Here is a 19408-nt window from a genome sequence, read left to right as displayed (position 1 = left end):
GTCCAAAGACCTTGACCTGTACATCAATGAGAAGGTTTGAGTATATCTCCCATGGCTGCTTCCCAGACTGAGATCTCTCCACCGCCCGTCGGGGGCGGGAACAACAAGCTCCCCTGGTCACCCCTGCTGGCGCTGAGCACCGCGGCGTTCGTCGGCATCCTGACCGAGGCCCTACCCGCCGGCGTGCTGCCGGAAATGGCCCGCGACCTATCGGTCAGCGAGTCCGCAGCAGGCCAGTCGCTGACGATTTATGCTATCGCGACCGGCGTCTCGGCGATCCCGTTGTCCGTGGCGACCGCGACCTGGAACCGCAAGAAACTGCTGCTGCTCGCGGTCGCCATGATCGGCCTCGCGAACATCGTCACCGCGATCTCCTCCAGCTACGTGCTGACCATGGGCTTCCGCCTGCTGGCCGGTATCGCAGCGGCCGCGGTCTGGGCCGAGCTGGTCGGCTACGCGCGCCGGTTGGCACCGCCGCACCTGCAAGGCCGAGCCATCTCGATCACGATGGCCGGTGTCCCCCTCGCACTGGCTCTCGGCATCCCGGTCGGCACGTTCCTCGGCAACCTCTTCGGCTGGCGAGTCACCTTCGGCATCGTGGCTGCACTCTCGGTCCTGCTGCTCGGCTGGATGGGTCTGTCCGTCCCGTCCACACCTGGCCAGCCGGTCGGACAGCGTGAGCCGATCTTCAAGGCACTCAAGCTTCCGGGCGTCGTCGCCGTACTGTTCACGGTCGCGGCCTGGGTACTGGCGCACAACATCCTCTACACCTACATCTCGACCTTCCTCGACGAGTACCACATGGGCGGACGGCGCGACGTCGTACTGCTGGTCTTCGGTATCGCCTCGGTCGTCAGCATCGTGGTCACCGGCGCACTGGTCGACCGCAAGCTGCGCGGGTTGACCATCGGCTCCGCGGCGATGTTCGTCATCGCGGCTGCGATGCTCGGACTCGCGGCCGACAGCGACCTCGTGGTCTATGCGGCCATGGTCATCTGGGGCCTGAGCTGGGGTGGCGTCACGACGCTGCTGCAGACGGCCGTCACCGACGCCGGTGGCGATCGGGGGCAGGCGCTCCTGGTGACCACGTGGAACTCGTTCATGGCCGGCGGCGGCGCTGTCGGCGGCATCCTGCTCGCGGTCCTCGGCCCGAAATCGTTCCCCTGGGGCGTGCTCGTGCTGGTCGTCCCCGTGCTGCTGGTTGCCGTCCTCGCCCGCAAGCACGGCTTCCCGAGCCGGCGACCAAACGCAGCCTGATCGCCGAAGAGGCCGTGTCCGTCGTGGGGTTTTCCCGGGACGGACACGGCACCTCTTTATCCTCTGCCGATCCGGTAGCCGACACCGCGGACCGTGATGATCCAGGAACTGGATCCGAGCTTGGCCCGCAGACTCCGCACGTGGGTGTCGATCGTGCGGCTCGAGTCGGCCCAGCTCGTCTCCCAGACGCTGGCCATCAACTGTTTGCGCGACACCGGCTCGTCCGGATGCGAGGCCAGCTTGTGCAACAACTCGAACTCCTTGCCGGTCAACCGGACCGGCTCACCACGCACCCGCGCTTCATGCGCTTGAACGTCGAGGCTCAACGAGCCCACCGTCATCACCCGGCCCGGTTGCCGGCACGGCAGCGTCCGCCGCAGTACCGCCTCGACCCGGGCCAGCATCTCCCGCGAACCGCAGCGTGCGTCCACACAGTCGTCCGCTCCGGCTTGCAGAGCCAGGATCCGATCCGTCTCCGTCCCACCAGAGGAGACCGTGATGATCGGCTTGTCACCGGCACCGCGGATCGACCGGCACACCTCGAGCCCGTCGATATCGGGAAGATCCAAGTCCAGCAAGACGAAATCGGAACTCCGGTGCGCCCGCAACGCCTTGGCTCCGGTGTCCACACTGCTCACTGCATACCCTTGCCTGCGCAGATCCTGCCGTCTGGCCTCGATCTCCGCCGAGATCCCTTCGACCACAAGAACGCGCACAGTCCCTTGTGCCACTGCTCACCTCACATGCCCCTCGAAACGAGACCTCACCGGCAGCGTCCCCCCAGGACACTAAAATCATAGTGATCTTTTTTTTCTCGTCAACGAAGTCCGGTCAACATCTGGCCAAGTGGCACTAGATGGCTAAATCGCGCTCGCGCCACCGTCGACGGGGATCGCTCCGCCGGTGATGAACGAGGCTTGATCACTGATCAACCAGGCCGCAGCCCGGGCCACCTCGATCGGCTCGGCCATCCGCGGCTGGATCTGCCGGGCGACCGCTCCCTGCTCCAGCGGCGGGAACGCGCGGATCGCCTCCTCGATCAACTCGGTGCGCGTGGTACCGACGATCAGCGCATTGATCCGGATGCCGTACTGCCCGTACTCAGCCGCAGCAGCCCGGGTCAGACCCAGTACGGCGTGCTTGGCGGCAACGTAGGCCGCACCAGCGCCCGTGGCGAACTCTCCCGCCGTACTGGAGGTGTTGACCACCGAGCCACCCGACTCCATCATCACGGGCAACTGGTGCTTGAGGCAGTTCCACGTCCCGCGGACATTGACGCCCATCGTGCGTTCGAAGTCGTCGTCGCTCGTCTCGTGCACGAGCGTCCCGATGGTCCCCCAGCCCGCGTTGTTGAAGGCACCATTCAGCCCGCCGAACGCGCTCACCGCGGTGGCGACGGCCTGCTCCACCGCATCGGAGTCGGTCACATCGCCCGCAGCGACCTCGACCCGGCCGCCGGCCGCTCGGATCTCCGCGGCGATCTCCTCGAGCTTGTCCTTCCGACGAGCCATCAGTACGACGGCCGCCCCCTCCGCCGCGAACGACCGGGCGGCCGCGGCGCCGATCCCGCTGGAGGCGCCGGTGATCATGATCGTCTTGCCGGCCAGTGCTTCAGTCACGCCCGATCCCCTTGATTCCCTTGCACTCGTCAGATACCCCGAGGGCCGGGAGCAGGCAGCGCCAGATCTCCTCGACCCGCTCGACCAGGTCCTCGTGCGCAGTCTCGACGTACGAGTGCATCTGAGCGCCGGTGCAGGCGTTGACGATCATCCGGGCGATCGCCTGGATGTCCACCTCGGGCTTCAGCTCACCGTCGTCGACCGCGGACTGCAGATCGGCCGCCATCAGGCCGGTCCACTGCTGATGGGAGTTCTCCCCCGCCGGCATGAACCGGTCCTGCTCCCAGACCAGCCGGGCGCCGGCCCGCAACATCGGGCTCTCCGCGAGCTGCCGCGCCCACACCCGGGTCACGTCGATCGCCCGCTGCAGGCCGTGCGACGTCTCCGGCGGTACGACGAACTCCGGCTGGCCGGCCACGATCGCCCGGGCCAGCTCCTCCTTCGACCGGAAGTGGAAGTACACGCCACCCAGCGTCACGCCGGCCCGGTCCGCGATCTTCATGACACTGGCACCGGAGAACCCGTTCTCCGCGAACACCTCGGCCGCGGCCAGCATCACCGCCGCCCGGGTCCGCTCGGCGCGCGCCTGTTTCACCACCCGTGGAGCCATGAAGACATCCTCTCCCCTGCAATCTGACCCGAATCGCTTCACGAAAAGAACAACATTATTTAATTTATACGTGGACACTGGGCGGGACCACCCGTCCGTGTCCCATTCCTGTCGTCCCACAGGGGGGAAACCTGCCATGACCGTGACCACCGACGCCGCGCCACCGACCGAACCACCCATCCAATCGCTTGTCCGCAAGGCCAAATCCGACGAGGCCCTCGTCACCGACTGGCGAGAACTGCCCGATCTCGTCCAGGACGTCACCGCGATCTGGCCGCAGAGTCACGTGTTCTACACAGAGCGCGACCATTACACACCATTGATCTTCACCGAAAGCCTTCGGCAAGCACTCGCTTTACTCAGCCAACGTATTCATTCGATTCCGCTCGGTCACCGGCTCGGCTGGGAAGAGATCAACTCGTGGATTCTTCCGAGCGCGCTGGACGTCCAGACCAGCGCGAAGAAGGTCACGCTGCTGGTCAGTCACCCGAGCGTCACGCGGCGCCGGATGGGCTCGGTCTACCTGGTCTCGCGGATCGACGCCGTCAGCGACGGCCGCCGGATCGGCGGCGCCGAAGTGCGCTACAGCGCGCATCCCCCGGCGATCTACGACCGCCTCCGCGGCCCCTACGCCTCCGCGAAGGAGGCATTCAGCAAGGCGATCCGGCTCACCGCCCCCGTCGCTCCGGCACTGGTGGGTCGGAGCGACACCCGCAACGTCGTACTGACTCCGATCGACCAGCCACTGAGCTGGCAACTGCGAGTGGACACGACGCACTGCGTCCTGTTCGACCATCCCCACGACCACGTCCCCGGCATGGTCCTCCTCGAAGCCGCGGCCCAGGCCGCACAGGCCACCACCCCGACCCCGGTGGCCACCACCCGCTTCGACACCAAGTTCCTTCGGTACGTCGAGTTCGACCAACCGTGCTTCGTCACCGCCGAGCCGGGTCCCGCTCAGGGCGTCGTACAGGTCACTGTCACCCAAGCCAACAAGCCCGTCTTCACCACCGCGGTCACCACCGAACCCTGGCCGTCCTGAACAGCCGATGATCGTGTGCACGGTCCGCCCTCCGTGCACACGATCAGCCTTGCGCAGATCAGGTGGTGCAGTTCTTGGTCATCCACTCGCCGAACTTGAGGAGCGCCGCGGAGACCGCCTGCGCTTCTTCCTCGTCCTCGGCAGTGATCTTGCCGTTCATCAGCTTCTCGTAGCCGGTGGCGATCTCCTCCATGACCGGCTTGATGTCAGCCGGCGCAGCCGCGACCATCTCCGCCAGTTGCTCCTTGACCTTGCTCTTCTCGGCATCACTCAACGAAGTGCTGTCGCCGATCGAGTCGATCACCGCCCCGTTGGCCGTCACCTTCGCGCAGAACGGGTGATGGTCGCCACCGGGCTCAGTGGCCGGCGCAACCGGCTCACTCTCGGTCGGCACAGTCGGCTTCGCCTGCTGGGTGGTGTTCGCAATCGGCTTCGGCGCCGCCGCCGGCTGGTCGGAACAACCACTGAGCACGCCCACAGCCAGGGCAACCGCCACAACGGCGTACCGGTAGTCAATTCTCTTCATCAGGTGCTACTCCCGCTGGAAATGAGTTGTCACCTGAGCTTCCCGAGCCCCCGTCTCACCGACATCACACATCCGTGACACCGCTCGGCGGTCATGCCAGTAAGGAATCGACTACCGGGGCGATCGGTTCGTCCTGGGCTGTGGTGATCACGGCGGGCGCGTCGGGGCCCAGTATGCGGTGGGCTAGTTCTTCGGCGCGGGTACGGGCCGCGAGTTCGTCTGGGATGACTAGGGGCGATCCGATGCGGAGTCGTTGGGTGGCTGAGACGGTCAGCAGGCGGAGGGCGACTGCTGGGCGGCCCTCCTCGACCTCGAGGCTGCTCAGCAACTCCAGTACGTCGATTATCCCCTCGGACAGGTCGAGTTCGCGGTACAAGCGCAACGACTCCAGGCACAACTCGCGGCAGCGTTCGAGCTCCTTGAACTGCCACGCAACGGTCGCCAGATTGTTGTGTGCAGCGGCGAGGCCGCGGGGGTCGTCGCTCCAGAGGTCGCGGACTCGGGTGAACATCTCCTCCGCCTCGCGGAAGCGGCCGAGGTTGCGCAGGGCAACGCCGGTGACGTTGACGGCCGTGCCCAGCATCCGCTGGTTGTCGAGCGGTTCCGCCTTGTCGATCGCCTGGCGGCCTTGCGCCAAAGCATTCTCGAAGTCCTGCAGGGTGATGCTCGTGATCGACAACCCGACGAGGGCGGAAACCTCGGCGATGTGGTCACCGAGTTCGCGGAACAGCTCGAGCGCCTGCTCACCCAGTACGCGCGCCTCGGCGTACCCGCCGCTGTAGCGGGTCAACGTGGCAAGCGATCGCAGTGCGACACCCCACTCGCGAGTCCGCTCCGGCTTGCCGATCTCGATCGCTCGGCGGAGCCAGTCCTGGGCCGGCTCCTTCAGACCGCGGCTCCACCAGTACCACCAGGTCGGCGCCGCGATCGCCAGCACCCGGCCGGAATCGCCATCCGGTCCGAGCGACCAGTCGAGGGCGGCACGCAGATTGGCTTCCTCCTGGCTGAGTTCGCTCAAGAGCTCGCGATGGTTCGATCCGCCGTACTTCTCGGTCCTGGCCGCGAGTTCGGTGCACCACTCGGCATGGCGACGCCGTACGGCGGTCTCCTCGCCCGCGGCCTGCAAGCATTCGAGCGCGAAGTCGCGAACCGTTTCCAGCAGCCGGTAGCGAACCTCGTCGCCGTCCAGCTCCACGCTGATCAGGCAGCGGTCGGTGAGATCGACCAGGATCGGCACGACGTCGGCCGGGTGGATGCCGTCGCCGGACACGACCTGTTCCGCCGCCTCCAGCGTGCAGCCACCCACGAAGACGGCCAGTCGCCGGAGCACCAGCTGGCCCGATGGTTCGAGCAGCGAGTGACTCCAGTCCAGAGCGGCCCGCAGGCTGCTGTGTCGGATGCCCGTGTCACGGTTGCCGGAGACAAGCAATCTGAGCCGGTGCTGAATCCTCGTGGCCAACTGATCGACCGTCAGGGTCCGGGTGAGTCCGGCGGCGAGCTCGACGGCCAGTGGAAGCCGATCGAGCGCCTCGCAGATCAGGTCGATCTGATCGCTGGGTTGGAGACCGCTGCGCGAGCAGAACAACACCCCGGCGGCCTCGCGGCTCAGCGGCCCAACCTGATGGACCTCCTCCTCGCTGATCCGCAACGGACGCTGCGAGGTCACCAGCACCGCCAGACCGACGGCCTTGCTGCGGATCCGCAGCAGCAGCTCGGCGACCTCATCCACCAGGTGCTCGGCGTTGTCGACGACCAGCAGTGCACCGCCCAGCTTGTCCAGAATCCGCGGCAGCGGATCACCCGTACCTGCCTCGACATCAGCCGCGGCGGCCAGCGCCGGCAGGACGGCCTCACCCACTCCGAGGGTGGCGAGGTCGAGCCACACGATCGGCCGGCCGTTGCGCGACTGGACGGCCGCGGTGATCTCGCGGGCCAGCCGCGTCTTGCCCATGCCGGGTCCACCGGTCAGCGTGATCAACGTCGGTGAGGTCAGCAATCCGAGCAGGGTCTCCAACTCGCTGTCGCGACCCACGAATGCACTCCTCCCCACCCCGGTACGACGTACTGTCTGCTGATCGGCGAGATCCGGATCCTGCCGGAGAATCCGTAGTTCGAGGGCAATGGTTTCCGGAGCCGGATCGATCCCCAGTTCGTCGACGAGCGCCTTGCGGAGACCGGCCAGGCGTTGCAGAGCTTCGGCCTGGCGACCGCTGCGGTACAGCGCGATCGCGGACAGCCCGACGACCCGCTCGTGCAGCGGGTTCTCCGCGACTAACTGTTCGAGCTCGGCCGGATCGCTCTGACCGGTTGCGAGTTTGGACTCGATCGACTGGGTGCGCAGACTCAGCCGCAGCGCATCGAGCCGGACGCCTTCCAACGCACCGAACGGGAAGGTCCGCAGATCGGCCAGCGCTTCTCCACGCCAGTGCTGAAGCGCCTCGTCGAGCTGGTCCGCACCGACCAGAGCATCCACCGCCACCAGGTCGACCGGCTCGGCTGCCAAGGCATAGCCGCTGCTGGTTCGGCGGATCGCCGACGCGTGATCGCCGAGCGTCTGCCGCAGCCGATAGACCAAAGCCCGCAACCGCTCGACCGGCTTGGCCGCAGCGTCCTCGCTCCACAGATCGCGGATCAGCGTGTCATCGGGTACGCCGCTGCCGTGGGCAAGCGCGAGCCGAACAGCCAGGGCACGTTCGAACGGTCGGTCGACCCGAACGCTCGTGCCACCGGCCTCGATCACGGTCGGCCCCAGAACCCGCACTGCCAGATCCACCCGCACATCCTGACAGGACGCGAGCACCCCACGATCCGTCGTACCGATCGGGCAGCGGCTGTTGCCCGAAAGGCTGCGCCCTCGTCAGCGTTTTGCCTCGACGCAGGTCCACTTGATGGTTCCGTCGATCTTGTCGCCGGCGTGGGACTGGAGTCCGCTGATCGTGACGACACCGGATCCGTCGGCCTTCACCTCGAAGGTCGCCGAACCGCCGTAGTCCTTCGAGAACTCGCCGATATACGCGCTACCGGTCGGGTACTTCCCAGGGCCCGGGTAGTCCGGGGCACTGAAGTACAGCTGGGTCTGTTTGCCGGCCAGCATCCCGTCCTGCGGTCCGCCGAACGCGAAGCCCTCGGTGTTGTTCGCGAGCTTCTCGCAGGTGGTGGACTCAGTGTCCGCGTTGGGGTTGCCGGTCTCCGCGTACACGGTCACGTTCGTCTGCACCGCCATGCCGCCGCTCAGGTCATAGGTCTGGCAGAGCGACATCACAAGTTGCTGCTCGCAACCGGTGGGCAGATCCACCGCCGCCGGCGGCTGCTGCGAGTTCGTCGGTGCTGGGGCGTCCCACGTCGGGTTCTGAGCGACCGCCACTTTGCCCGCGCAGCCTCCGAGGGCCATCGTCGCGAGTAGAGCAGCGGCCGTTGTTCTGTAGATCGTCATGTCACCCAGCCTGATTCGAGGGCGTCTCACGGCCATCACACGCTCATCACTCAGCATGATGACCCCCACCGCCGGGCTCGCCGAGTTGGTGGCCGAGGTCATGGAGGTCGTGACCGAGGTGGTACGCGTCGAAGCCGAGTCCGAGCGCCTTGGCGCCCAGATGGCCGATTCCCAGCACACCCGCGACTCCTTCGACAGTCGGTCCGCCGATCAGGTAGAGCGGCCAGCTCGGGTTGATGCTCGGCGGGCTGGGGACTCCCGGGTAGTACGCATCACCGGTGTGGCCATCCGGGTGGCTGTATCCGCCGTGCGTCGCCGTACCGGGGTTGTAGTAGCCCTGATCCGATCCGAACGCGTCTTTGAACTCCATCTGACCATCGGCCGGTGGAGGTGGTGGTGGCGGCGTGCTTGGCGATGTGCCGGTCGAGCTGTTGGGCGTGGATCCCATCGCACTCGCCAGCCCGCCCGCTGCGGTGACACCACCGACGCCGTTGGCAACATCCTGTACGGCGCTGCCTTCCGTGCGACCCGCGTTGAGGATCGCGCTCAGGACGTCGTACCAATGCTGTAGATCGCCGAGTTGGCTGATCAGGTTCATGCGGTCGCTCCGGTCTTCTTGAGTGCGTGCACACCGACCTGCCAGAAGGCCAGCAACTGACCACGTCGTGCGCGTTCAGCCGCCGAAGGCAGGATCCACTGCGGTACGCGCGCAGCCGGCAGTCGCTTGCGACTGATCAGCCGCCACTCCAGGTAGATGTAGATGCCACCGGCAACGAGTAGCAGGAGCGACGCCCAGCCACCGAGCAGCAGTACGTGCGCCACCTTCGCCGGGGTCCGGACCGACGCATCGGAGTACGCGTTGCAGATTCCATGTTCACCAAGCGCCACCGCTGCTGTCACTGGCAGCGCCAGCCAGGTGAGACGGCCTTTGCGGTACAGCATCGTGATGCCGAATCCCAGCGCTATCAGCGTTGTCCAGAGCAGGTGACCACCGGCCAGCATCGAACCGGCCTGGGTGTGGATCGGCAAGGCACTAGGAACCAGTAAGGACAGCGGCGGCGCGGCGCCGAGATCCATCCCGCCTCGACCGAACAACGCGTTCTCGTGCAGCGCGAATCCGGCACCTGACCAAGCGCCGAGCAACATGATGTCGGCAACCGACAGCCGAACGTCCTTCTTGCGCAGCGCGAACCCGGCCACGAGCAGTACCGGCAACATCTTGAGGATCTCTTCAACCACCGGCATCACGACCACGTCACCGAGCTGCGGCATCCGCTCCAGCCGGTTCATCGTCGGTCTGCCGACCAGGATCGCCAAGCCGAACGCTGCGAAGAAGCCGGCGAAACCGGTCTTGAGGAACGTCGGCAACGTGAGCGTCCGAACCGTACCCGCGGCCAAGGTCAGTAGGAGCAACGTCCACCCGTGCGCCAAGACGTCGTTCACGAACAAACCGAAGCCACCGGCCTCGGTCACCTTCGGCAACGTGATCACCAAGGTCAGCGCCGAGCCGGCGACCCCGATCAGTCCCGCCCAGTCACGCTTACCAGCCGGCCTACTGATGCTCTGGCCGAGGGCTGTCATCCATCTCTCCCGCCTGTCCAACCGACGAACCTCGCCGGCACCCCCCAACCTCCCGCCCCGGCATCTCACCACCGTGATATCGCCATCACCCGCCGACGGACAGGACGTATATGCGTGGCACACGCGGCTGCCACGCACAGTCGCGGCAGCCGGGGTGGTCCAGTGGGCCTATACGTCCTGTCGATCGGAGGATGCCAAGTAGCCGCGCCAGCCCCCACGCGACGCGATGTCGTGCGCTGGGTCGGCGGCGCACACCCCAACCACACCGCCGACCAGCACCCACCTTGAGCACGGTTGAACCATCCACACAGGCAATCCGTGGTTGATGTGCGCTCAAAGTGGACTCGGCTGAGGTGCTTTGGGCACGGTTCGACCATCTGCGCGAGTGATCCGTGGTTGGTGGGTGCTCAAGGTGGGTTGGGCCGCGCTCCGCCGTACTGGTTGGTGGTGAGTGGTGCCGGGGATCTGCCGAGGGACAGGACGTATATCGGGGGCCTGCGGGGCTGCCGGGGTTGGGCGTGGTGGGCGGGGTGGTGCGGTGGGGTTATACGTCCTGTTGGTTGGAGGATGCTAGGTAGGAACGCCAGCCGCCGTGCGAGGTGATGTCGTTGGCCGGGTTGACTGCGTCGGCGGTGCTGACGAAGCCGAGGATGCGGCGGCCGTCGGAGAGGTCGAGCGGGCCGATCGCGAGTGGGGGCTGGATTGTGGTGGCGAAACCGCCTAGCTGGGCGGCTGGGATTGCCCAGATCTCGACCTCGAGCTCCGCGCCCTCAGCGGCTGGGGTTAGGGCTGGGCGGGGGCCGGGGACGAGATACATGCGGTACGTCGATGCGGTGCGCGCCGACTCGACGAGTCGGGCACCGCGTCGTACCAGCTCGGGGTTGAGGGGCTGGCCGGTGAGGTGGGCGCCGGCGACTGCCAGCAGGACCTCGTCGGTCCATTGAGCCGCGAGGTCGATGAGGACGTGGTCGTGACCGGCTGGGGCGATCAGCTGGACGCCGAAGGGGAGGCCGTCGGCGCGGTCCGGGCCGGGGAAGGCGACAGCGCAGAGGTCGAGCAGGTTGACCATGTTCGTGAAGCGGCCGAGCCGGCTGTTCGTACCGATCGGATCGGCGGCGACCTCCGCGAGGGTCGGGTGATTGGGTGTCACCGGCAACAACAATGCGTCGAGCGACGTCCACAGGTGCTCGCTCGCCCGGGCCAGGGAGGCGAGCCGGTCGAACCCGGCAAAGGCGGCTGCTGCGGTCAACTCCGAGCCGCCGCGGACGATCGCTCGTACCGTCGGATCGACCTCGGGAACGTCGTCGAGCTTGTCGCCGAAGGCCAGCCAGCGTTCGGCGAGCCATGGGCCGGAGTACAGCAGGTTTGCCGCCTCGAGCAACGGCTGGATGTCAACCGCGACGACTTGCCCGAGCCGATGCGCCTCGGCGAGCATCTGCTGCCAGGCCTTCTCGTGCAGCGGATCGAGATCCAGGTCGACATCCGGTACGCCGATCACCGGAGGACCGACACGGCCTGGACGACTGTGCGGCAGCGACTCGAATCGCCGCGACCACGCGTCGTCCGGATCGAAGCCGACCATCACCTCGAACGCACGCCGAGCAGTCTCGACCGACCGCGCCATCACGGTCACGCAGTCGAGCGATCGACAGGCCGGTACGACGCCACGCGCCGACACCAGACCGCGGGACGGCTTGATCCCGACAAGCCGGTTGAATGCGGCCGGCACTCGCCCACTCCCGGCCGTGTCCGTACCGAGGGCGAAGTCGACCTGCCCGCTCGCGACCGCCACCGCGCTCCCCGAGCTCGATCCACCCGAGATGTGGTCGGCCGAGAAGACCGAGTGACAGGCGCCGTACGGCGATCGCGTGCCGACCAGGCCGGTTGCGTACTGATCCAGGTTCGTCTTCCCCAGCGGTACGGCGCCGGCCGCGATCAAGCGGTCGACCACGAAAGCGTTCGACGCGGCCGGTTCGGTCGTCCGCGGATCACCGGCGGTGGTCGGGACACCGGCCAGATCGATGTTGTCCTTGAGCGCCATCGTGAGTCCACGCAACGGCCCCGGCTGCGGTTCGACCGGGTCCACCCGGGTGATCCATTCCGCGTTGCTCATGCTCCCCACCTCGCCCGTTCCGCATCGAACGCCGCCCGGCGTCGTGCCCTCAGAGTTGCGATGTCCACCGGTGCTTCGCGCTCGATCCGCCGTACGTCGGCGATCGAGAACGTGGCCGGGGAGACCGTGAGGTCCGCCCGTCCAGCCGCGATCTCGGCCCGCTCATGCGCCAACTGCTCGACGCTCACCGGCGTGAACCTGAGCAGATCGAACTGCCGCAGCAACCACGGCCGCTCGTCACCAAGCCTCCAGACGGGCACGGTCCGCCCAACGAGTTGATACCCACCAGGACCCTCCATGCCGTACACACACAGGTAGATCCCGCCGATCCCGACCGCGTTCTGCGGTGTCCAGGTCCGGGCCGGGTTGTACTTCGTCGTCACCAGCCGATGCCGCGGATCGATCGGAACCGCGACCGGCGCACCGAGGTAGACATCCCCCAGCCCGACCACCAGGTACGTCGCCTGCTGGACGATCTCGAACACCTCATCGCGCTCGTCCAGATCATTCACCCGCCGGATGAACTCGACGTTGTCCGGACACCACGGCGCATCCGGCCGGACCGAGGTCGCATACCGGCGCATCGCCTCGTGCGCTTCCGGATGGTCGAACGCGATCGGCAGCGTCACCTCACGAGCCGGCAGTACGACGGTCTCCGGATCCGCCAAGCCTGACGCTAGTTCCGCCAGGTGGTCGGCCAGCTGGATCGGCCCGAGGCGGGTGGTGTCCATGGCGATCAGCAGCGACCGCACGCCTTCGACGATCTCGGTCACACCAACAGGCCGGTGGTCGCGCAATGCCTGGGCGAGCAGGTGGATCCACACCCGGACCGTGAGGTCGAGCTCCGCGGATCCGGCTTCGACGAGCAGATGCCGTTCACCGGCACAACGGATCGTGTACGGCGGTTGGCCGCCCGCCTCACGCAGTACGCCGGGCCGGGCCGCCGTACCGGGGTTTGTGGCAGCAGGCAACGGTTCCTGCCGAAGGTCGGCCAGCCAGCGTCGGCGGGCCTCGATCGCCGCGGTCGCGACCTCGATGGTCACCGGGACCAATCGGACGCTGTCGCCGGCTCGCAGTTGGCCGAGCATCCAGCGGTCGGCCTCGATCACCACCGCCGGTACGACGAACCCGCCGAGCGACGGACCGTCCTTGCCGACGATCACCGGGGTGTCGCCGGCCAGCATGATCCCGCCGACCGGGTATGCCGAGTCGTGCACGTTCGACGGATGCAGGCCGGCCTCGCCACCGTCACTCCGGGCCCATCCCGGCAACGGCCCTTCCAGTCGGACGCCGGTCCGATCGGAACGGTGGTCGACGGTCCACTCGGTTTCGAAGAATGCGTCGACGCCGGTCGCGGTCAGGTGTTCGGGCGCGCCATGCGGACCTGGGATGACCCGCAACTGCCAGCTGTTCGTGATGACCGGCAACTCGACGCTCAGAGGGCTGAGCAGATTCTCGCGTCGGCCCAGCGGCAGCTGGTCAGCCGCAGCGAGCGGGCGTCCGTGTTGGCCGCCGAAACCGCCTAGCACGAAGCTGGATCGGCTACCCAGCACAGGCGGTACGTCGATCCCGCCTTCGATCGCGAGATAGCCGCGCATGCCGTCGAGCGGACCGAGGTCCAGCACGGCACCGGCCGGCAGCATGACCACCAGACCAGGCCGCACCCGCCATCCGTCGATCGTCGCCTGCTTGGCCGCACCTCCGACGCAGATCAGCCTCTCCTCGTCGAGGGCTAGGACTGGTCCGGTCTGGACGAACTCCAGCCCGGCTGCGGTGGACGGATTGCCGACCGCCGCGTTCACCAGCGCGAAGGTGAGTTCGTCGGCCGCGCCGGAGGGCGGTACGCCGACATCCCACAGGCCGGGGCGGCCGGCCAGGTCCTGCACGGTTGTTTGCAGGCCAGGGCTGATCACGGTGACTGCCGCCATCCGTCACCACCAGCCCAGGAGCTGCACCGGGGTTGGGTTCCAGCCGTTACAAGGGTTGTTGATCTGCGGGCAGTTGCTGATCAGTACCAGGAGATCGCGGCTCGCCGTCACCTCGACGTACCGGCCGGGCGCCGACAGTCCGTCGTCGAACTTCAGGTCGCCTTCTGGGGTGACGGGGACGTTCATGAAGAAGTTGACGTTGTGGGTGAGCTGCCGCTGGCCGATGCCGGCGTGGGCGCCGAGGGTGAGGAACGTTTGCCGGCAGGCGTGCTGGTGCCGGGTGTGGTGGCCGTACCGGATGACGTTGCTCTCCTGCGAGCACGCACCGCCGACCGTGTCATGCCGACCGCAGGTGTCGTCGGAGATGATCCCGAGTTCGTCGCCACGCGTCGAGATCAGTCGCGATCCGGTGGTCAGGTAGACGGCCCGCTGAGCCCGAATCGTGTCGAATGCCGAGTAGCGGTTGTTGATGTCGTGCGCGTCGTAGAACAAGGTGTCGACGGCTTGGTTGCCGTGCAGATCGACGATCCGCAACCGCCCACCCGCCGGGACAGTCAGCAGCGCGCCCTCGCCTGCTTGCACAACCTGATCCAGCGCACTCATCGGACCAACTCCAACGCGCGCAACGCTTCCGGCCGCAACCCATCCGGATCACCAGGCTCCGCAGGACCAACCTGTACGCCGACCGCTCCGGCCGGGGTGGCGGCAAATGCGTGAGGAGTCGTGGAGATGAACACCAGCAAGTCCTGCTCAGCCCGCAAGGTCACGCTGGCTCCAACGGTCGCGTGACCGGGAACGAACGCGAGTGTGGCCTGAGCTGCCGCTGGTCCTCCCCCCGGACCAAGTGCAGTGCCCGGCACGTCCTCCACCGCCACCTTCGTGAAGAAGTTGATGCAGCCGTGGAGGTCGGCTTCTCCTAGGCCGTGTTTCCTCAGTTCGAGTAGGAGAAGGTGGCTGGGGACGGAGCCGGTGAGGCAGTCGTGCCAGTCGAGGGTGGAGGCTGTGACTGTGGCGAGGGCTAGGCCGCGGTCGGACATCAACACCAGGCCGGCGTGGATGCGGGCTGTCATCTGGGACTTGAGGGTGTCGGGGATGTTGAGACGATCTAGGCGGTCGGGGCCGATGATCAGGACCGAAGCGTTGGCGTTGTCGGCCAGTGCGGTCAACGTGAGTGCTCGACCGGTTCGGACCGGGACTGAGAATGCCGCGTCGCCGGGGATCTCGTGCTTCATGCGCGCACCTCCGCAAGGTAGGCCGTGCGCTGGGCACGGTAGGCGATCAGACCGCCGATCCCGACGATCGCCAACGTGATCAGTGGGAGGTAGTGCAGATACCAGCCTTCACCTGCCGGGTCATAAACATCAGCGCGCGGCCAACCGAGGTTGATTGCCATGGCCAGTCCGTAGCCGACGGCGACGATATTGACGACTACTCCGAAGCGGCCGAGCGAGAACAGCGGCCGGCCGTTCTCGTCGGTTCCGCCGGACAGTCCCTTGCCGGTGAGGCGCCGTACCAGCAGGGGTGTGGTGACCATCAGGTACGCGATGTAGAGCAGCATGATGCAGACGCTGGCGAGGCCGAGGAACAGACCCGCGTTGCCCACGTTCACGACCAGGCAGACAGCGGCCAGCACTCCCGGTACGACGGTCGCCGCGACCGGCGTACCGGTTCGCGGCGAGACGCGGCGCAGCCAGGGCGAGGCGGGCAGGACGTTGTCGCGGGCCATCGAGAAGATCATCCGCGCGGCCGCGGTCTGGATCGCCAACGTACACACGCAAACCGCGAGCGCGACGTCGAGCAGCAGCAGCTTGCCAGTCGTCGTACCGAGCCGACTCGTCAGCACATAAGGCAGACCCTGCGTCGCCAGGTCGCCGTCGGTCACGGACGGCGCGGCCATCAGCGCGGCGATGATCAAGAACGCACCACCGATACCCGAGGCGATGACCGCACGGAGGATCGTCCGCGGTGTGGTCGCGCGCGGCTTGTGCGTTTCCTCGGCCAGCTCGCCGGCGCTGTCGAAACCGACCAGCACGTACGCCGCCATCAACGCCGAGATGAGCAACGGAACGACGTACCCGGTGCTGTTGTCGAGGTTGGTGGTGTGCAGGACGACGGACGGCCCGCGCTCGGCCTTGCTGGTGAGGAGGATGACGATCAGCACCACACCGACGAGTTCGCAGGTCACGCCGATCGAGTTCACCACGGCCACGATCCGCACGCTGGTCGCGTTCAGGATCGTGGTCACGGCGAGCAGGATGCAGCCCAGTACGACGGCGTTCGCGGCGCCGTCCTTCGTCGACAGCGCGGGGTCGGTGCCGATCAGCTGGAACCCGGACCAGACCGCGGGCAGCACGACCTGCAGTGCGATCGCCGCGGCCGCGAGGGTGATGATCTGCGCGATGACCATCGTCCAGCCCGCGAACCAGCCGACGACCGCGCCGCCGAGTCGCCGCGCCCACTGGTAGATCGCGCCGGAGAGCGGGTAGCGCGCGGCCAGTTCGGCGAAGCACAGCGCGACCATCAACTGGCCCGCCAACACCGCTGGCCAGGTCCAGAAGAACGCCGTACCGCCGAAGCTGAAGCCGAGCCCGAACAACTGGAAAACAGTGGTCAGGATCGAGACAAAAGAGAAGCCGGCAGCGAATGACGCGTAGCTGCCGACTCGACGAGAAAGTTGTTGCGCGTAACCGAACCTGCTGAGGTCCGTCGCGCCGGGATCGATGGTGGATGCGTCAGGAGCAGCTGACATTCCGGCCTCCCTCGGTTGGCCCGGAATGCTACGGCAGCCCGGGGCCTCTGCGGCCTCCCGGGCTTTTGTCCCGCCGTGGAACGGAGCCGAGGCTCCGTCTCCCCTCTCGGACCAGACCCACCGGATGGCAGCGGAACCCTAGGGGCGCCCCGCCGTTCCGGCGGGTCTGTTCCAGTTCAGGACCCAACGGTTTCAGTCACGCTCTTCAGTTGTTGCGAGCAGGTAAACGACTTCTCTCACTACTTGTTGAGATCAGAGAGGACCTTGGGAGCTTGCCCCTGCTCGACCCACTTCACCAGTGCACCCAGCGGATCGGTCGGGGTGTTGGCACCGACGCAGTGGCCGGCACCGGGTACGAGGAACAGGCGGTAGAAGCTGTCTACGCGACCCAGCTCGCGCTCGACGCGCTTGCGGTAGTCGACCGTGCCCTGAGCCGGGATGAGGGTGTCCGCGAGTCCGTGCCAGGAGAGCAGCTTGCCGCCGGAGCGCTTGAACGCGGACAGGTCCGGATTGTCGCTGCCGATCACCTTGTTGTACTGCGCCTGGGACTGGCGGAACAGCTTGTAGTACTGGGCATACGTGAGCTTTCCGGTGTCGAAGCTCGGGTCGAGCTTGAGGAAGTTCCGCACCCAGCTGTCCGGTACGACGAACGGTGTCGCGTGTTGCCCGTCACTGACCGCGAGCCCGTCGAACGGCGTACCGCGGGTGAGCCCGTACCAAGGACCGCCGTCCCAGATCTTGCGAACGACGCGCGCGTCCGCGGCCGTGATCGTCACCGGCTTGCCCTCACACAGGATCGTCTTGCCGATCAACCGCTCCGGCGCCCAGTGGCACTTCTGCGGTGCGTCGATACCGCAGGCCTGGATCGCGGCCTTGGTGAACTCGTCGAACTCACACTTCGTCGGGTAGGTGTGCTCGTTGTTCATCACCACGGCCGGCCAGATCGCGGCGACCGTCCAGCGGTCCCAGTTGATCGCGGGTGAGGCGGCGAGGATGCCGTCGAAGTCGTCCGGGTGCTGCTGCGCCTCGACGTAGCCCTGACGACCACCGGTGGAGCAGCCGTTCCAGTACGAGTACGACGCCGCGCGCCCGTAGTACTGGTTGGTGACCGCCTTGCCGACTTCGGCCAGATCGTGCAGCGATCGGGAGGCGAAGTTCTTCAGCAGGCCCTGGTTGACCTGGCCGTCCTTGAGCGCCCAGTTGTCCGCGGTGAACGGCGACGGGCCGACACCCGCGTCGGTCGAGGCCACGGCGTACCCGGCCTTGACCGCGTTCGCCCACGGCGCCCCGAACTCACCAGCCCAGTAGCCGCTGCCGCCGAGCGCCTGGAAGCGACCGTTCCAGCCGGTCTTGGGCAGCCAGACCACGGTCTTCACGTGGTCCCCGGCGCCTGGGTGGCTGAGCTGGACGGTGACCTCGCAGTACGCCGGTACGTCGGCGACCGGGTCGTTCGGGAACGGCGGGGTGGGCGGGAAGGTGACCGTGCCACCGGGCTGGTCGACCGCCGTGACGGAGTCGACGTGGGCACCCTGCGGCGCCTTGACGGAGAAGTTGGTGCAGGCGCTCGGCTCAGCGGCCTCGCTGCTCGAGAGCGGGACCAGCGCGGCGAGCGGGACGATCGCTGCCGCCACCAGGGTCAGGATTCGTTTCATGGTCCCTACCGAACCAAGACCGCTCAGAGGCAACCAGGGATACTTTGTCCTGTGATCCAGGGCACAGGACTGAATCGGGCGATGCTCGCCGACTTCCTCCGCAGCCGGCGCGCTCAGCTGCAGCCGGAGGATGTCGGCCTGCCGCGCGCCCCGCGCCGCCGGTCGGACGGGCTGCGCCGCGAGGAGATCGCGGAGCTGGCCGGAGTGTCGGCCGACTACTACAGCCGGATCGAGCAGCAGCGCGGTCCGCGACCGTCGGAGCCGATCCTGAACGCGCTCGCCGACGGTCTGCGGCTGACCTCAGACGAGCGCAACCATCTCTTCCGGCTGGCTGGATACCCCAATCCGCCGCGGCACCTGCATGACCGGCCGGCTCAGCATCTGCTCCGCGTCATGCACCAGCTGGAGAACACACCTGCTCAGATCTGCAGCCACCTGGGCGAGACCCTGCGGCAGAACGAGCTTTCGATCGCGGTCTTTGGTGATCATTCGATCTTCGAGGGGATCGAACGATACTGGGCGTACCGCTGGTTCCTGATCGCTTCTGAGCGATCGCTCTACGCCGAACAGGACCACGATCGGATCTCGCGGGCGATCGTCGCGGAGGTGCTCGCCACGCACGCCACGGCGGACCCACAGGCTGCCGAACTGGTCGACACCCTGCTCGGCCAGAGCCCCGAGTTCGCCGAGGTCTGGGCCGAGCATCCGGTGTTCGAGCAGGACTGGCCGCGCCTGCACCTGAACCATCCGACCGCCGGATGGTTGGAACTGAACAGCGACTACGTGCTGGACTCCGACCGCTCGCAGTTCCTCGCCATCTTCACTGCCGATCCGGGGAGTGAAGATGAGGAGAAACTGCGGAAGCTGGCGCAGCCCGCGGACGACTTCGTCTGGTAGT

Annotated in this window: 17 protein-coding genes and 1 riboswitch; of the genes, 3 read left to right on the top strand and 14 right to left on the bottom strand. The window is 67.0% G+C overall.

Annotation, left to right across the window (positions count from 1 at the left end; genetic code table 11):
• Positions 1–51 precede the first annotated feature (51 nt).
• Positions 52–1257 (top strand): MFS transporter, encoded by a 1206-nt coding sequence (locus ACFTSF_RS06210; RefSeq protein WP_380152758.1) that lies wholly within the window; start codon positions 52–54, stop codon positions 1255–1257.
• A 56-nt stretch (positions 1258–1313) separates the two neighbouring features.
• Here the strand turns inward: ACFTSF_RS06210 and ACFTSF_RS06205 are convergent, their stop codons facing one another.
• The 3 genes from ACFTSF_RS06205 to ACFTSF_RS06195 form a co-directional block, all read right to left on the bottom strand.
• A complete protein-coding gene (locus tag ACFTSF_RS06205) occupies positions 1314–1961 on the bottom strand; it encodes a response regulator transcription factor (RefSeq protein ID WP_344158193.1) in 648 nt (215 codons plus the stop codon).
• Between the two features lie 156 nt (positions 1962–2117).
• Positions 2118–2876 carry an SDR family oxidoreductase gene (locus tag ACFTSF_RS06200; protein WP_344155881.1) on the bottom strand — a complete coding sequence of 253 codons (759 nt, stop codon included), beginning with the start codon at positions 2874–2876 and terminating at the stop codon, positions 2118–2120.
• A complete protein-coding gene (locus tag ACFTSF_RS06195; RefSeq protein WP_344155878.1) occupies positions 2869–3486 on the bottom strand; it encodes a ScbR family autoregulator-binding transcription factor in 618 nt (205 codons plus the stop codon). Before ACFTSF_RS06195 ends, ACFTSF_RS06200 begins: the two co-directional genes overlap by 8 nt.
• A gap of 136 nt (positions 3487–3622) precedes the next feature.
• Between ACFTSF_RS06195 and ACFTSF_RS06190 the strand changes: the two genes are divergently transcribed.
• Positions 3623–4528, top strand: a complete 906-nt coding sequence (locus ACFTSF_RS06190; RefSeq protein WP_380152756.1) for a ScbA/BarX family gamma-butyrolactone biosynthesis protein — start codon at positions 3623–3625, stop codon at positions 4526–4528.
• A gap of 58 nt (positions 4529–4586) precedes the next feature.
• On the opposite strand, the gene ACFTSF_RS06185 is transcribed toward ACFTSF_RS06190, so the two are convergent.
• From ACFTSF_RS06185 to ACFTSF_RS06135, 11 genes are all read right to left on the bottom strand, one after another.
• Positions 4587–5054 carry a hypothetical protein gene (locus ACFTSF_RS06185; RefSeq protein WP_380152754.1) on the bottom strand — a complete coding sequence of 156 codons (468 nt, stop codon included), beginning with the start codon at positions 5052–5054 and terminating at the stop codon, positions 4587–4589.
• A gap of 91 nt (positions 5055–5145) precedes the next feature.
• A complete protein-coding gene (locus ACFTSF_RS06180) occupies positions 5146–7827 on the bottom strand; it encodes an ATP-binding protein (protein ID WP_380152753.1) in 2682 nt (893 codons plus the stop codon).
• 84 nt (positions 7828–7911) lie between these two features.
• Entirely contained in the window at positions 7912–8487 is a 576-nt protein-coding gene (locus ACFTSF_RS06175) for a hypothetical protein (protein WP_380152752.1), read from the bottom strand.
• Positions 8488–8533: 46 nt separating this feature from the next.
• Positions 8534–9085, bottom strand: a complete 552-nt coding sequence (locus ACFTSF_RS06170; protein ID WP_380152751.1) for a hypothetical protein — start codon at positions 9083–9085, stop codon at positions 8534–8536.
• Positions 9082–10068, bottom strand: coding sequence for a PrsW family glutamic-type intramembrane protease (locus ACFTSF_RS06165; RefSeq protein ID WP_380152750.1), 987 nt, complete (start codon positions 10066–10068; stop codon positions 9082–9084). The genes ACFTSF_RS06170 and ACFTSF_RS06165 overlap by 4 nt, the downstream gene beginning before the upstream one ends.
• Before the next feature lie 544 nt (positions 10069–10612).
• Complete coding sequence (locus ACFTSF_RS06160) at positions 10613–12181, bottom strand: allophanate hydrolase (protein ID WP_380152749.1); 1569 nt, start codon at positions 12179–12181, stop codon at positions 10613–10615.
• Complete coding sequence (locus ACFTSF_RS06155; protein ID WP_380152748.1) at positions 12178–14109, bottom strand: 5-oxoprolinase/urea amidolyase family protein; 1932 nt, start codon at positions 14107–14109, stop codon at positions 12178–12180. Before ACFTSF_RS06155 ends, ACFTSF_RS06160 begins: the two co-directional genes overlap by 4 nt.
• Positions 14110–14112: 3 nt before the next feature.
• Complete coding sequence (locus tag ACFTSF_RS06150) at positions 14113–14712, bottom strand: urea amidolyase associated protein UAAP2 (RefSeq protein ID WP_380152747.1); 600 nt, start codon at positions 14710–14712, stop codon at positions 14113–14115.
• Positions 14709–15341 carry a DUF1989 domain-containing protein gene (locus ACFTSF_RS06145; RefSeq protein ID WP_380152746.1) on the bottom strand — a complete coding sequence of 211 codons (633 nt, stop codon included), beginning with the start codon at positions 15339–15341 and terminating at the stop codon, positions 14709–14711. The genes ACFTSF_RS06150 and ACFTSF_RS06145 overlap by 4 nt, the downstream gene beginning before the upstream one ends.
• On the bottom strand, positions 15338–16858 hold the full coding sequence (locus tag ACFTSF_RS06140) for an amino acid permease (RefSeq protein ID WP_380152745.1): 1521 nt from the start codon (positions 16856–16858) through the stop codon (positions 15338–15340). Before ACFTSF_RS06140 ends, ACFTSF_RS06145 begins: the two co-directional genes overlap by 4 nt.
• 52 nt (positions 16859–16910) lie before the next feature.
• Positions 16911–17011, bottom strand: a riboswitch (guanidine-I (ykkC/yxkD leader).
• Between the two features lie 86 nt (positions 17012–17097).
• On the bottom strand, positions 17098–18510 hold the full coding sequence (locus ACFTSF_RS06135; protein WP_380152744.1) for a tannase/feruloyl esterase family alpha/beta hydrolase: 1413 nt from the start codon (positions 18508–18510) through the stop codon (positions 17098–17100).
• A gap of 51 nt (positions 18511–18561) precedes the next feature.
• Between ACFTSF_RS06135 and ACFTSF_RS06130 the strand changes: the two genes are divergently transcribed.
• Positions 18562–19407 (top strand): helix-turn-helix transcriptional regulator, encoded by an 846-nt coding sequence (locus tag ACFTSF_RS06130; RefSeq protein ID WP_380152743.1) that lies wholly within the window; start codon positions 18562–18564, stop codon positions 19405–19407.
• Position 19408 lies beyond the last annotated feature (1 nt).

Origin of the sequence: Kribbella sp. NPDC056951 (assembly GCF_042674205.1) — a bacterium.
GTDB lineage: Bacteria > Actinomycetota > Actinomycetes > Propionibacteriales > Kribbellaceae > Kribbella > Kribbella yunnanensis.
The sequence above is the reverse complement of the archived record's forward strand: the minus strand, read 5'-3'. Positions and strand labels throughout refer to the sequence as shown.

Coding starts and splice junctions, on each gene's coding strand:
- ACFTSF_RS06135 (WP_380152744.1), bottom strand. CDS start 18,510: ATGAAACGAATCCTGACCCTGGTGGCGGCAGCGATCGTCCCGCTCGCC.
- ACFTSF_RS06210 (WP_380152758.1), top strand. CDS start 52: ATGGCTGCTTCCCAGACTGAGATCTCTCCACCGCCCGTCGGGGGCGGG.
- ACFTSF_RS06190 (WP_380152756.1), top strand. CDS start 3,623: ATGACCGTGACCACCGACGCCGCGCCACCGACCGAACCACCCATCCAA.
- ACFTSF_RS06140 (WP_380152745.1), bottom strand. CDS start 16,858: ATGTCAGCTGCTCCTGACGCATCCACCATCGATCCCGGCGCGACGGAC.
- ACFTSF_RS06175 (WP_380152752.1), bottom strand. CDS start 8,487: ATGACGATCTACAGAACAACGGCCGCTGCTCTACTCGCGACGATGGCC.
- ACFTSF_RS06145 (WP_380152746.1), bottom strand. CDS start 15,341: ATGAAGCACGAGATCCCCGGCGACGCGGCATTCTCAGTCCCGGTCCGA.
- ACFTSF_RS06150 (WP_380152747.1), bottom strand. CDS start 14,712: ATGAGTGCGCTGGATCAGGTTGTGCAAGCAGGCGAGGGCGCGCTGCTG.
- ACFTSF_RS06155 (WP_380152748.1), bottom strand. CDS start 14,109: ATGGCGGCAGTCACCGTGATCAGCCCTGGCCTGCAAACAACCGTGCAG.
- ACFTSF_RS06195 (WP_344155878.1), bottom strand. CDS start 3,486: ATGGCTCCACGGGTGGTGAAACAGGCGCGCGCCGAGCGGACCCGGGCG.
- ACFTSF_RS06170 (WP_380152751.1), bottom strand. CDS start 9,085: ATGAACCTGATCAGCCAACTCGGCGATCTACAGCATTGGTACGACGTC.
- ACFTSF_RS06185 (WP_380152754.1), bottom strand. CDS start 5,054: ATGAAGAGAATTGACTACCGGTACGCCGTTGTGGCGGTTGCCCTGGCT.
- ACFTSF_RS06160 (WP_380152749.1), bottom strand. CDS start 12,181: ATGAGCAACGCGGAATGGATCACCCGGGTGGACCCGGTCGAACCGCAG.
- ACFTSF_RS06165 (WP_380152750.1), bottom strand. CDS start 10,068: ATGACAGCCCTCGGCCAGAGCATCAGTAGGCCGGCTGGTAAGCGTGAC.